This window comes from Paenibacillus campi (assembly GCF_034659835.1).
GTDB lineage: Bacteria > Bacillota > Bacilli > Paenibacillales > Paenibacillaceae > Saccharibacillus > Saccharibacillus campi.
Genome location: NZ_JAXSQZ010000001.1, coordinates 478,307 through 491,755, shown reverse-complemented (window position 1 = coordinate 491,755; position 13,449 = coordinate 478,307). Strand labels below are relative to the sequence as shown.

General features: G+C 45.7%; 10 protein-coding genes and 1 pseudogene. 3 read left to right on the top strand and 8 right to left on the bottom strand.

The window, feature by feature from the left end; translation table 11 throughout:
• Positions 1 to 214: 214 nt before the first annotated feature.
• A complete protein-coding gene (locus tag U1I11_RS01895; RefSeq protein WP_322903332.1) occupies positions 215 to 1,243 on the bottom strand; it encodes a globin-coupled sensor protein in 1,029 nt (342 codons plus the stop codon).
• 559 nt (positions 1,244 to 1,802) lie between these two features.
• Here U1I11_RS01895 and U1I11_RS01890 point away from each other — a divergent pair.
• Entirely contained in the window at positions 1,803 to 2,519 is a 717-nt protein-coding gene (locus U1I11_RS01890) for a DUF2161 domain-containing phosphodiesterase (protein ID WP_322903330.1), read from the top strand.
• A gap of 382 nt (positions 2,520 to 2,901) precedes the next feature.
• Here U1I11_RS01890 and U1I11_RS01885 read toward each other — a convergent pair whose 3' ends face one another.
• Both U1I11_RS01885 and U1I11_RS01880 read right to left on the bottom strand, forming a co-directional pair.
• The gene (locus tag U1I11_RS01885; RefSeq protein ID WP_322903328.1) at positions 2,902 to 4,119 is read right to left on the bottom strand and encodes an aminotransferase-like domain-containing protein; all 1,218 of its coding nucleotides are present in this window, start codon (positions 4,117 to 4,119) and stop codon (positions 2,902 to 2,904) included.
• A gap of 33 nt (positions 4,120 to 4,152) precedes the next feature.
• Positions 4,153 to 4,926 (bottom strand): response regulator transcription factor, encoded by a 774-nt coding sequence (locus U1I11_RS01880; protein WP_322903326.1) that lies wholly within the window; start codon positions 4,924 to 4,926, stop codon positions 4,153 to 4,155.
• Positions 4,927 to 5,201: 275 nt separating this feature from the next.
• Between U1I11_RS01880 and U1I11_RS01875 the strand changes: the two genes are divergently transcribed.
• Entirely contained in the window at positions 5,202 to 5,609 is a 408-nt protein-coding gene (locus U1I11_RS01875) for a hypothetical protein (RefSeq protein WP_322903324.1), read from the top strand.
• A pseudogene (locus U1I11_RS01870) lies at positions 5,606 to 6,674 on the top strand (phosphodiester glycosidase family protein). The gene U1I11_RS01875 and the pseudogene U1I11_RS01870 overlap by 4 nt, the downstream one beginning before the upstream one ends.
• 253 nt (positions 6,675 to 6,927) lie before the next feature.
• Here U1I11_RS01870 and U1I11_RS01865 read toward each other — a convergent pair.
• The 5 genes from U1I11_RS01865 to aroF form a co-directional block, all read right to left on the bottom strand.
• Complete coding sequence (locus tag U1I11_RS01865; RefSeq protein ID WP_046215508.1) at positions 6,928 to 7,182, bottom strand: AbrB/MazE/SpoVT family DNA-binding domain-containing protein; 255 nt, start codon at positions 7,180 to 7,182, stop codon at positions 6,928 to 6,930.
• A 236-nt stretch (positions 7,183 to 7,418) separates the two neighbouring features.
• On the bottom strand, positions 7,419 to 7,883 hold the full coding sequence (gene trmL / locus U1I11_RS01860; protein ID WP_322903320.1) for a tRNA (uridine(34)/cytosine(34)/5-carboxymethylaminomethyluridine(34)-2'-O)-methyltransferase TrmL: 465 nt from the start codon (positions 7,881 to 7,883) through the stop codon (positions 7,419 to 7,421).
• Positions 7,884 to 8,043: 160 nt separating this feature from the next.
• Positions 8,044 to 9,132: a 3-phosphoserine/phosphohydroxythreonine transaminase gene (serC, locus tag U1I11_RS01855; protein WP_322903318.1), complete on the bottom strand. Its 1,089-nt coding sequence runs from the start codon at positions 9,130 to 9,132 to the stop codon at positions 8,044 to 8,046.
• A 316-nt stretch (positions 9,133 to 9,448) separates the two neighbouring features.
• The gene (glnA, locus tag U1I11_RS01850; RefSeq protein WP_322903317.1) at positions 9,449 to 10,873 is read right to left on the bottom strand and encodes a type I glutamate--ammonia ligase; all 1,425 of its coding nucleotides are present in this window, start codon (positions 10,871 to 10,873) and stop codon (positions 9,449 to 9,451) included.
• Between the two features lie 593 nt (positions 10,874 to 11,466).
• Positions 11,467 to 12,531, bottom strand: coding sequence for a 3-deoxy-7-phosphoheptulonate synthase (gene aroF, locus U1I11_RS01845; RefSeq protein ID WP_322903315.1), 1,065 nt, complete (start codon positions 12,529 to 12,531; stop codon positions 11,467 to 11,469).
• Between the last annotated feature and the right edge of the window lie 918 nt (positions 12,532 to 13,449).

The following is a 13,449-nucleotide window of genomic DNA, read 5'->3' as shown; positions in this document are numbered from 1 at the left end:
ATTTCCATTATACACTGTTGATTGGAAAAGTCAAAGAACTTCTGCTTTTTTCTAACGATAATTTTACACTGTAATAAACGTGCTAATTACACTCACATATTAACCGATAAACGTTGTTATTAGCAACATGAAGCGGTCTGTTCGCCATCTGATCGGATGCAGATGGCGAATGTGCGTGCACAACAGCGTATTACAAATTTCGTATTTATTTGGATTAACGAATTCGCGTTTGATCGTCTTGATCCTGAAGCGCTGACAGTTCGCGAGCTACTTCTTCGATCGTGCGGGCAAAGATCGCCAGCTCCTCCGAGCTTTGCGCCTGCTGATGGGACAGCTCCACGTTTTGCTTAAACTCATGCTCCACCCGATCGAGCTTGCGCAAAATGACATCCAGCGTCGCCGTGATGTCCTGTAGTGCGTTTTGTGAGGAGCCTGCCAGCTTGCGTACTTCTTGCGCGACGATGCTAAACCCTCTACCGTATTCGCCAGCATGAGCGGCTTCAATCGAAGCATTCAGCCCGAGCAAATGCGTTTGATCGGATAACTCACGCATAACCGAACCGACTTTGCCGATCTGCTTCACCTCATTGCCAAGCGTATTCATCTCCTGCAATGAGCTTTCCTGCGTTGAAGCGATATGACTGGCAGAATCGGAAATAGCACGTGCATTGTCGTTCAGCCTGGCGATCATATCGCTAATCCGATTGACCACTTCGGTAATGGCTGTAAGCATATGCTCCTTTTGCGCGCCCATTTTGCGAATTTGGCTCTGTTCGCGTTCCCCATATGCTTCCAGCACCAATTGTGAATCCAGATTAAACATTTTGGTGAGTGCATTCAGCACCTCAATCCACTCATCTGGCAATTCCCGACTGAGTACGCGTGCCGAAATATCAGTGTACGTCATATACGTGCCCAAATAATAATCCAGATTCAAGCCGATTTGCGAATGAATGCGTCCGATTTTTAGCCGTGTTTCAATAAATGCATCATCGATTTTCCCGGCAGCAAGCGATACCCAGTAATCCCGCTGCGTTTGTTTTAGCCGATGTACAGACGATTGACTGCGCTGAATCACTTGCTGTAGATCAGGATAACGCTCGATATGATTGTAAAAATAATCAACTACCTCATCGACTACTTTCTCAAAAATAGCGCGATGCTTTGCTAGCAAATGCAGCTCCTTTTCGGTCAATCCCATATATTCCAGTTGTCGCAACCGTGTTGCTGAAACATTAATCATCTATATATCCCCCTTGTTCATCGTTCCCATCAGTATATCTGTTCATTTTCAATCATCTTGTAATTACAACTATTGTTTAGACATTAAAAATATCGTTTGTATCCCATGCAGTTTGTATTGCGCACAAGATTGATTATAACTGCTACTATTTACATCGGATTATAGACCGACTTCATTTAGTAAGTTTGTGAACCATTTGTATATTCCTTATTATGCGCTTGGAATTGCCTGGTATACGTAAAGTCATGCTAATCAAAGGCGGTACATCGCTTTTCCAACCTGTCTGCCGAACGAAATTTGCACGCTATGCAGCAGGGCAATCCGCCTATAATGCAGCATGCTCTATACGACAAAAGCAGCAACGAATGATGCGGCTATGTTCTATATAAACATGTTCCTTTATACTAAGGAAGCCGCATATGTGCCATCACATCGACAAATTGTTCGACATGAACATGTTCCGTTATAATGGTGTATACGGCAAGCCCGTATGAACAACGATGTACCGTTCCATTTGCAAGCAAACGGTCATCCGGCTACAAAGGAGCACGCATACGCTATGGCAGTACAGCGAGAAACCGAACTTTATTTACCGATCAAACATTTCTTTGTCCAACAAGGCTATGAAGTCAAAGGCGAAGTGCGGCATTGCGATCTGGTCGGTATCAAACATAATGAAAGCGAACCACTTATTATCGAGATCAAAAAAACGTTTAATCTTGCCCTGCTATTACAAGGCATCGAACGGCAAAAGCTAAGCAGCAATGTATACGTTGCTGTCGAGCGCAATCGGCTCAAAAAGGGCGCTGTCAATCAGCGTTGGAGCGAACTGGTCGTACTATGCGAACGACTCGGACTCGGACTGATCACGGTTACCTTTTACAAAACAAAAGCACCGCTTGTCGAAGTACTTTGTCAGCCAGCACGCTCGTCCGCCAGCATCGTGCAACCACGTAAAGGTAGCCGACGTGAGCGGCTATTGCGCGAAGTGGCAGAGCGCAGCGGCGACTACAATCTGGGCGGCAGCAGCGGCGTACCGTTAGTAACCGCCTACCGCGAAAAAGCGCTGCGTGTAGCACAAGCGCTCGGTACACGCGAAGGCATCTCCCCGCGCGAGCTAAGAGAGCAAAGCGGCGTGCCATCCGCAGCCGCCATTATGCAGGCTAATTACTATGGCTGGTTCGAACGTATCGCGCATGGCAGCTATAGGCTCAGTAGCGCTGGTAAACAGGCGTTGGATGATTATCAGCATATTATGAAGCAAATGAGCAAATGAAACTAATCGATTTCAGTCCGCTGTGTCAGAAGATACCATTATGGAAACGACGCTCCGTTCATAGCTCGCTTCGTTGACCAAATGAATGGATTAAACGAATAACCCGTCACCAAACGATGCCATGATTGTAAAAAAGCTTCATACTACTAACGAGCAAATCGTGTATTGCTTAACAGGCATAGCACCTTCATAGCTTCTACACGCCAGACCGAATCCTAAACAAGCCAAAAAGCCGCATTGTGGACAACAAGCCCACTGCGGCTTTTCTATATATGTATGCAACGCATAGTTGCACTGTACAGATACAGCAATTACGAGATAATATAATGCAAGCGTCCATCAACGACGTATTCGCAATGCCATTGCTGTTACCAGCAGAAACTTAACTCCGCATCTCAGCAATGGCTTCCGAAATCAAATTCATGCCCAACAGCAATTCTTCACGCCCTGGATGGGTAAAATTAAGCCGAATATGGCTACTGCCTTGTCCATCCGCATAACATCGTTTACCCGGCAAAAAGGATACCCCTTTGGCGAGCGCACGTTGTAGCAATTGTTCACCATCCAGCTCATCCGGCAAACGCGCCCATAAAAACATACCACCTACAGGCACTTCGGTTTCTGTACCACGCCAGTTCGGTCGTTTGAGCAGCTCCAGCATCAGCTTCAGCCGAATATCGTATTCACGATTCAGCATCGTAATATGACTATCCCAATCAAAACGCGGCGATTGCAACAATCGGAGCAAAATCGCCTGATTCATCGTACTCGACTGCCAATCCGCCGTCTGCTTCGCTGCCGACAGCACTTCGATCAATTGCGGATCACCTGCCGCCCAACCAATCCGTAGCGCCGGTACGATCGTTTTGCTAAAAGAGCCGATATACAGCACATGATTACCGCCCAACTCTCGATCCAACTGAAATAAGCTTGGATAACGACGCCGAAATGAACGCACAGGTTCCGCGCCAAAATGCAAATCCCCATACGCATCATCTTCCGCTATAAGCAGCTCATGTTGTCGACATAACGCCAGTACCGCTTTCCGCCGCTCCAGCGTCCACGCTCTACCCGTCGGATTGCCAAAATTCGGTGAGACAAACAGCAGTTTAGGCTGATGCTGAGCGATTAGCCGCTCCAGCTCGTCCGGCTTCATCCCGTCATGATCACAATCGACATGAACGACATATGCCCCTTGCAAATGCAACACTTGCAAACAGCCCGGAGGTGCTGGCGACTCGATCAACACTACATCGCCATGATTCACATAAATACGGACGAGCAGATCAATCGTCTGCTGACTGCCTGAAGTGAGCAACATATTCGCCGGGTCGACGATAAGCTGCTGGTCTTTTTGCCAGCGACTATGCAGCCATTGGCGCAACGCCAGCGATCCGGCAACATCGCCGTATTGCAGTGCAAGCGGACCTGCCGAAAATACCGCACCTGCCGCTTCGCCTAGTTGCGCTAGCGGAAACAGTTCTTCTGCTGGCAATTCTTCCGCCAGCGAAATCCACGACTCGTGGCGCTGTGCACGACGATCAGGCCGAACCGAAAAGGGCGGCATTTTGCTTACTCTGGATGCAAATGAAAATTTCACCGTTCCAGCCTCCTGTACGATGCTTTTTCAAGATCATACACCTGAACTTGAATCGAGAGCAACCTTTTTTGCCGCGCCTTTTGCTTTTAATGTACGTACAGGCTCCATCCCAACCGCCGATTCAAAGGCAAGCACATTCGGGTACGTTTCGAGCGCGCCTTTAAATGAGGCGGTATGCGAATACAGTGTATATTTCTCGATCGCCTGCGCACGGCTGCTCACACCAAGCTTATCATAAATTTTGCGCAAATAATTATCGACAGAACGGCGGCTTACACGGATCGTCTCAGCGATCTTGTCATATGTAAACCCCTGTGTAATCTGTATCATAATCGTGTGTTCAATATGGGACAGCTCAAAATAACCGTCTGTCGGTATTTGTGCTGGCACTGGAACGACGCCCTGACCGAGCCATGATAGTGGAATGACCGTCAACCCTTGACGCAAGCCGCTGATCAGATGCAACAATTGAGCAGGCGACGATTCTTTGGACAATACACCGCTTGCGCCCATGCTCATCAACCCGGCAAACAGCGACAAATTATTGTCGCCGGTCAATACGATCACATGGCTGTCCGGGCTGCTGCGCTTCATTTGACGCAAATAAAATTCGGCATTGCCTTCAGGCAGTGAATCATCCAACAAAATCAGATGAGGGCTTGTGCGTGCAGCAAGCTTAACCCCTTCTTTGACCGAGCTTGCTGTGCCAACAACGCTCAAGCTTTCGGTTTCTTCCAATATAATTTTGGTTCCCAGCATTAATGCCGGATGATTATCAATGATGATAACCTTCCATATACTATCCATTGGGGCACTTCCTCCCTGTATCGATCCATCTATTTAGCGTGCTGCTCATTGCTGTTGTTTATGACTGTATAGTTACATATCGGTCAACAGTAGCGGAATTTTAATCCTATCGACCGCTTTTCTCCGTTTATTCATGCGGGTTGAACGGGAAGTCAGCACTTACAGAACATAGTGCATTTATTTATCATTACGCCTATTTTGAAAATGGACGCACTTCTGACCGCATGTTAGAATGAGATTTGTTCCAAAATAACAGCAAATCGAGGTGATCCGCTATGGATTCCAACAAAGAGACCACTTCGCGTTCGACAACACGTCCAAAGCTTGCAGGCGGAAACTCTGCACGTTGGTTTTTCGTAAGCTTACTCGTCATCATTGCGCTCGGAGCTACAGCGGCGTATGCATATAGCAATCATCTGAAACAACAAATGATCACAGCCATTAAAGCGGATACGGAGCGACAGATCGCTTCGCTGCAAAGCGATTATGAAACGCGCCTGACTACGATGTCACAACAGATTCAGCAGCTGCAAAGCAAAGTCGATTCGTTTAATGAACTGCTTACGTTTACGAAGGACAATGCCAGCAATAAAACCGACAATAGCAACAAGCTGTACACTCAGTTAAATGAAGTGCAAAAGCAACTCGATACGCTACAAAAGAAAATGGAGCTGCTCAAATGAACAATCGATTTAAACGCATCAACCGTTTCGTCTTACTGGCGATAGCGCCCTTTGTCGGCGTCATCGTTATCCTGCTGCTACAGCCGCATGAAATTAGCATCCCGCTTGATCTGGAACCGTATAAACCGCAGACGACACTAACTACGCAGACAGCGGACGTAATGAACGGTCTGCAGCAGGCGGAACAGGTGGCGGTGCAAACGTCGGCATCGATCGAGAAAACGACCCGTCTGTACAATCGCACCACTTCGGTCATGTCATCCATCGTACAAACCGCCTCCACTGAAGCGCAAAAGCCGGAGCAAATTTACAATCGACGCATCAGCTCCAAGCTAGGAGCATCCGTTGAACAAATTAACAGCAATCGTATTAACATCGAGCTATATCGTCTTCATCCAGGCACCTATAACGCCTATGCGATGAAGATCAAGCTGCGTGAGCCTGACGCAATGAAAATGACACTAGGCAAAGATGCGTTTGGCGGAGCCGAAACGACGCTGACAGCGACACAACGTTACGGTGCAATCGCCGGCATTAATGCAGGCGGATTTGCCGATGCCGCTGGCAAGCGTTACCCGCTTAGCACAACGATAATAAACGGTCAGTATGTAAGCGGCTTTCAGCCAAGCTTTAAAGATTTGTTTTTTGTCGGCATGAATCATTCCGGGCAATTAATCGGCGGCAAATTCGCCAGTCAGCAAAAGCTGGACGCACTTGCGCCTTCATTTGGCGCCTCCTTTGTCCCGATCCTGATTCAAAATGGACAAAAAACGCCGATTCCAGACAAATGGCAAAAAACGCCGCTACGTGCGCCACGCACAGTTATCGGCAAATATAAGGACGATCAATTGATCATTATCGCCGCAGACGGCTACAATGAAAACGGCAGCTCTGGCGCCACATTGCAAGAATTACAAAACAAGCTGTACAATATGGGGCGTTATCGATGCGTATAACCTCGATGGCGGCGGCTCAACCTCGCTTATTTTAAATGGACGCGTCATCAACCATCCGTCCGATGGCTCATTGCGTCCGGTTGCGACGAACTTTCTGTTTTTTAAATAACGACTATATTGCTGCCAAATATTCAGTAATAGTTAGCAACAATTCAGATGCAGCGATCGATGTATGCAAAAAAGACCTTTCAGCTCATTGGTAAGCTGGAAGGTCTTTATATTTAGGATCAAAGCGACGGGAGATGATTCATGTTTGTATAGGACCGATGATGATGGATGGCACAATAGGCGAGCTGTCCATTTGCTAGTGTACAAGCGTTATCCCGGTCGCTCATCCCCTTAAACGTTACTCATTAAATGAATTAGGCATTTTTAGGAATCAAGTTCATTTCAGTTACACATTGGGCGCAAATATAACGCTCTTTAAATTCGCTAACTTCTTCCATCGAACCGCAAAATACACATTTCGGACGGTATCTTTCCAAAATAATATGGTCACCCTGTACCAAAATTTCAACCGGGTCTCCCTCATTCATTTGGTATCTTTTACGCAGTGACTTTGGCAACACGATTCTTCCCAGTTGATCAACTTTACGTACAACGCCTGCCGGTTTCATACAATCATACACCTCTCTGTAATGGATACTAAAGTATTTGCAACCTATACAAATACTCGCTCACAAGTGAAGGAAGAACATCAGGGTTATAAAATTTGGAATATAAACTATATATTCTATAATATTCACTTACCTGTATATTCTTCACTTACTTGTTTAATCCTGCTAACTTTTAATGATTTCTGCTCTTTCTTTTAGAAACGATACTTTTTTCATTTGAATTGGTTATGCTGTATTTAGCTTAAACCAGGGAAATCCAATTGCCGTAAAGCTTCGTAGGCGATGATCGCTGCTGAATTGGATAAGTTTAGCGAGCGTACATCACCAGACATCGGCATACGCATCGCTGTTTCCGGATTGGCTGCAATCAGCTCAGCCGGCAAACCTTTAGTCTCTTTACCAAACACAAAAAAGTCGCCATCTTGAAACGTAAAATCGCAATATCGTTTTTTAGCCTTGGTAGTGGCATAAAAGAACCGATGATCCCGGTAGGACTTTTGAACCTCATCAAATGAATCATGATAATGAATATTAACAGCATGCCAATAATCAAGACCTGCTCTTTTGAGAGTAGCATCATCTGTTCTAAAACCTAACGGATGCACAAGATGCAGGTGAATGCCCGTAGCTGCGCATGTTCTCGAAATATTACCAGTATTTGCTGGTATCTCTGGTTCGACCAATACAATGTGTAGTGCCATAGTTCTGTTTCCACCTTTTATCTAGTTCTTTTTGATTATAACCTATCTCGGTAAATTGCGACAGCTTTTGACAAAAAATAGTTAAATATTTTTAAAAAAAGCCCTCCCAAACGGGAAGGCTTGTAACTTTTAACGCAAACGAGTGCTAAAAGTTGCTCAATTAACTATGTTTTTTCTGGAAATCTTGCATAAATTCTACTAATGCCTTACAGCTTTCGTACGGTACAGCGTTATAAATGGATGCTCGCAGCCCACCTACACTACGATGACCTTTCAAACCGACAAAACCTGCTTGCTCGGATGCCTTAATAAAGGCTTTTTCCAGTTCTTCCGTTTCTAACCTAAATGTAATGTTCATATGGGAACGGCTATCATGATGAGCGGCTCCTTTGTAAAAACCATTGCTATTATCGATCGCATCATAGATTAAGTTCGCTTTTTGCTCATTCAGACGCTCGACACCTTCTAGACCGCCCTGTTCCTCAATCCATTTCAACACTTCATTCACCATATAAATCGCAAACGATGGCGGTGTATTGTACAGCGATCCATTGCTAAGATGTGTGTCATAACGGAAAATCGTTGGAATATGCTTTGGAGAATTATGCACCAGCTCCTCACGCGCAATAACAACGGTTACGCCGGAAGGGCCGAGGTTCTTTTGCGCGCCAGCATAAATCATGCCAAATTTGCTCATATCCAGTGGGCGGCTCAAAATGTCACTCGACATATCAACGATAAGCGGCACATCTCCGGTATCTGGGAACTGTTTAAACTGTACTCCGCCGATCGTTTCATTAGAAGTTAAATGTACATAAGCCGCGTTAGGAGCAATGTTTAGCTCATCAGCTGTTGGTACACGCATATAGTTATCTTCTTTAGTAGAAGCAGCAACTTGCGTTTCACCGAGCAGCTTGGCTTCACTAATCGCTTTGCCTGCCCAGCTTCCGGTATTCACATAGCTGGCTACTTGACCTTCACCGAGTAAATTCAGCGGAATCATCGCAAACTGTGTGCTTGCTCCGCCTTGCAGAAACAACACTTTAAATCCGTCCGGGTTACCGAGCAGAGATAACAGACGTTGCTCGGCTTCTTTATGTACACCTTCGTATACGGCTCCACGGTGCGACATTTCCATAATCGACATTCCGGTGCCTTCATAGTCTACAAATTGCTTCTGAGCGCGCTCCAGCACTTCCAGCGGCAATGCAGCCGGGCCGGCATTGAAATTATAAGCTCTCTTGGTCATCTCTTACTCCATCCTTTCAGATTCGGCATGACATCTTTAGCTCTGTAATGAGGTGATGTCAGGTTTATGGTAATTATCGCTATAATATCAGCATTTCAACAGGTGAGCAAGTGTCTTTTGTCATTCTCACTACAAAAGCGATCCATTTTACATCATGGATCATTTTGCACTTAATGATGGCTATTTCCGAACAAACCATTTACATTGCGTTAATCGATTTACAATTCGTTTATGAAAAAATCCTCCGGAACAGTCATTCCGGAGGATCATTTCAGCCTGACGGCTCGTATTGCAGCTGCATTCGGCAGTCAGCCGATTAGCAATCGTAGTAAAGGCTGAATTCGTGTGGATGTACACGGATCGCCACGTCTTTTGCTTCAGCGCGTTTGAACGCGATGTAGTTCGCGATAAAGTCTGCTGTGAACACGTCACCTTCCAGCAGGAACTCATGGTTTTTCTCCAGCTCATCCAGCGCTTCGTCGAGGGAAGCCGGTACGCTACGGATACCTTGTTTGTCTTCATCAGACAGCTCGTAGATATTTTTGTCGAAAGGACCATAGCCTAGTTCGCGTGGATCACGTTTGTTTTTGATGCCGTCCAGACCAGCCATCAGCATAGCGGAGAACGCCAAGTAAGGGTTAGCAGTGGAGTCCGGCGTACGGAACTCGATACGACAGCCTTTAGGTGTTACAGCTGCTACCGGGATACGTACCGCTGCAGAACGGTTACCTTTGGAAAATACGAGGTTAACCGGTGCTTCATAACCAGGTACGAGACGTTTAAACGAGTTCGTACTTGGGTTGGTCAGCGCGATCAGTGCAGGTGCATGGTACAGAATACCGCCGATGTAATGCAGTGCCATTTCGCTCAGGTTAGCATAAGCGCCTTTTTCGTAGAACAGAGGCGTATCGCCATTAAAGATCGATTGGTGAACGTGCATACCGCTACCGTTGTCACCGAACAGTGGTTTTGGCATAAATGTTGCTGTTTTGCCGTATTGTACCGCTGTGTTGTGCACGATATATTTATATTTCAGCAGGTTGTCTGCTGTGAATTTCAGCGTATCAAAACGGAAGTTGATTTCCGCTTGACCGGCAGTTGCTACCTCATGGTGATGACGCTCGATTTTCAAGCCAGCTTCTTCCAGCAGGCGACACATTTCGCTGCGGATATCTTGCTGGGAATCAACTGGAGCAACCGGTACATAACCGCCTTTTTTGCGGATTTTGAAGCCGAGGTTACCGCCGTCTTCTTTACGGTTCGTATTCCAGAAACCTTCATTGGAATCTACGGAATAAGCCGATACGTTTACATCGCTTTGATAGCGAACATCATCAAAGATGAAAAATTCGGATTCTGGAGCAAAAAATGCCGCTGTACCTACACCGCTCGATTGCAGGAATTCTTCCGCTTTCTCAGCGATACCGCGTGGGTCACGCTCATAGCGCTCTCCGTCCGGCGTGTAGATGTTGCACATTACGTTAATTGTCGGGTGAGCGGTAAATGGATCGATAAATACGGATTCCGGGTCTGGCATCATCACCATATCGGATTCTTCGATACCGCGGAAGCCTGGAATGGAAGAACCGTCAAACGCGACGCCATTCACAAAAGTATCCTCATCAACTTCGCTAGACGGCAATGAAATATGGTGTGCGCGTCCCGACAAATCCACGAAACGGAAATCGAACCACTCAATATTGTTTTCCTGTGCGAGCTTCAATACATTTTCTACCGGCATTTGTACTTTCCTCCCCAAATTTCCGAACATTGCAACTTTTCCTAATGTCAAATGTTCATGTTCTCGTTTTTTTTCTGTCGTCATTATAAAACCAAAAATCTAACATCGTCAATAGCCATGTAATATATTTCTGGCTGAAATGTAAGAAATGCTTACACTTCATAGCTTACCAAAAAATAAATCGCTTCGTCAATCAACGATTGCACAGCAAGCTAAAAGCACAGTGTCGTATAAAACCATACTACTCACTATCCATGCTTTAAAGCGTCACACCGGCAAACGAAAATGATATTTTAAATGGCATATTACTCCTTTCAATCCGAAACTACAACCCCTGTTCCGTTCGTTTCGCCTCACTATGCTACTATTCACTATCAAAATAGCGCTAAACATCTATGCCAAAAAAGCCGTCAACACTTGATACGACGGCTTTTTGCAATGCCAATTTGTGATTAATGTTCATTTTTTTGCACTGTTTGCATGAAAGGATGAAAGGATAGCTTAGCGGCAGCTAGCAGACTGTTCAATTTGAAGCAGCAGTGTTCAGTTGTACAAACTGAACACTGCTGCTGAATGTCGAATAGGGATGCAGCTTATACGTGCGTGGAGACGGCAAACTGTTCCGCCGACGCTTTGGCGGTATGAAAGCTTTTGCCGAGCAGCGGAGCCAATTGCTCTAACTCGCGCAGCAAACGGGCAAATTGATCTGGAAACAGCGATTGTACACCATCTCCGGTCATGGAATTGTCAGGATCGGTGTGCATCTCGATAATGAGCCCATCCGCACCTGCTGCAACCGAAGCGCGTGTCATCGGCTCGACCAATTCGCGGCGACCTGTGCCGTGACTTGGATCGGAAATGATCGGCAAATGGCTAAGCTGCTGCAGCACCGGAATCGCCGCCAAATCGAGCGTATTGCGTGTGTAACCTTCAAATGTGCGAATGCCGCGCTCACAGAGCATCACATCTTTATTACCGCCAGCAAGAATGTATTCCGCCGCATTTAGCAACTCATCGTATGTCGCGCTAAAGCCGCGTTTCAGCAATACCGGCTTGCGAATTTCACCCAATTTGCGCAGTAGATCAAAGTTTTGCATATTGCGTGTTCCAACTTGCAAAATATCGGCGTATTCTGCACAAATATCTACATATTCCGGTGTCATCACTTCCGTAATCGTCAGTAAGCCATGCTTTTTGCCGGCTTCCGCCATCATAATCAAACCTTCTACACCAACGCCTTGAAAGCTGTACGGGCCGGTACGCGGTTTAAATGCACCGCCACGCAGCACCTGACCACCAGCCGCTTTAACGAGCCGCGCGATTTCATCGATTTGCTCTGCCGACTCAACGGCACACGGACCGCCCATAACGACCAGTTCGCCACCGCCAATGCGCACATTGCCGATCTCAATCACCGTATTTTCAGGATGGAATTCACGGCTTGCCAGTTTGTAAGATTTGGACACTTTGTTCACTGCCTGTACAACCGATTGCTGTTCAAGACGCTGCTGTAGTGCAGGTGTGACGTTGCCGATCATGCCAATGACAATATGGTCAGCCGCATGCGCGAGATGTGCCTGCACACCTGCTTCCAAAATGAGGTCAACGATGGCGTTTAATTGCTCTTGTGAAGCTTGCTTGGATACTTTTGCGATCATAATTATTCTCTCCCTTTATTTAAAAATTGTATCGTTTTATACAGTTATAAGCTTAGCTCGTATAGGTCTGTCCCGAATGAGCGGGCTGGCAGTTACATCATAAAATTATTTTCACTTTAACGCTTGTTCGCTTTTTAGCTTACACGCTTTTAAGCTTTTAAGCTTTTAAGCTTTTAATCACTAAAGCAAATATAACGTCTTTGTGCTTACTTGTCAAGGCAACCGTCGCCAAAATACCGATTAATATCGTAAACAGCAACTACGATCTTCATCCGCAACGTCCCCTGCTCAGCGCAGTAACGCCACAACTAGTAGGCTGACCGTTTTAAATATATCGTTTAAACCCGTGTAGATTACTGCTACCAATAAGGACATATAGTGGATTCAAAGCCAATATTGAAAGCAGTCAAGGTAATAGTAGCTTGTCTCAAGTAAAAATCAGGTTTGAACTTACTAAACACGTTCATAATCAAGCGATGATGACAAAGACATACCCTGAATGTATATGAGACAAGCCACTAGTAGGTTGTATCAAATACATTTACGGTTTGTCGATCTAACCATTGTTTGATGATGAATAGGTTAAGGTACGTTCAAACAAAATTTCCATTTGAGACAGCCTACTAGTACCTTGACTGAGATTAATTTGAGTGTTGAGTCTGTTTTAAGGTCGCATGGATCAGGATTTCAGTACACAATCAAAATTAACATTTAACTCGGTCAAAGTACTAGGCTTATTTTCAAATGAAATACGGTGGTGCAATATACACTATAGTGAACCGCAGCTAGACAAAAAAGGACGTCGCTAATTAGTGCAGCAACGTCCTTACAATGAACTAAATTCTTATCATCAATTGACTATATCGCTTTGGATGTAGCAGCTGCTTACAAATCGCCTCTAAGCAGCCTTTCAGCAGC

Excerpts from the sequence above, each read along its gene's own strand:
- aroF (WP_322903315.1), bottom strand. The coding sequence starts at position 12,531 with ATGATCGCAAAAGTATCCAAGCAAGCTTCACAAGAGCAATTAAACGCC.
- U1I11_RS01875 (WP_322903324.1), top strand. The coding sequence starts at position 5,202 with ATGGATTCCAACAAAGAGACCACTTCGCGTTCGACAACACGTCCAAAG.
- trmL (WP_322903320.1), bottom strand. The coding sequence starts at position 7,883 with ATGGCACTACACATTGTATTGGTCGAACCAGAGATACCAGCAAATACT.
- U1I11_RS01890 (WP_322903330.1), top strand. The coding sequence starts at position 1,803 with ATGGCAGTACAGCGAGAAACCGAACTTTATTTACCGATCAAACATTTC.
- serC (WP_322903318.1), bottom strand. The coding sequence starts at position 9,132 with ATGACCAAGAGAGCTTATAATTTCAATGCCGGCCCGGCTGCATTGCCG.
- U1I11_RS01880 (WP_322903326.1), bottom strand. The coding sequence starts at position 4,926 with ATGGATAGTATATGGAAGGTTATCATCATTGATAATCATCCGGCATTA.
- glnA (WP_322903317.1), bottom strand. The coding sequence starts at position 10,873 with ATGCCGGTAGAAAATGTATTGAAGCTCGCACAGGAAAACAATATTGAG.
- U1I11_RS01895 (WP_322903332.1), bottom strand. The coding sequence starts at position 1,243 with ATGATTAATGTTTCAGCAACACGGTTGCGACAACTGGAATATATGGGA.
- U1I11_RS01865 (WP_046215508.1), bottom strand. The coding sequence starts at position 7,182 with ATGAAACCGGCAGGCGTTGTACGTAAAGTTGATCAACTGGGAAGAATC.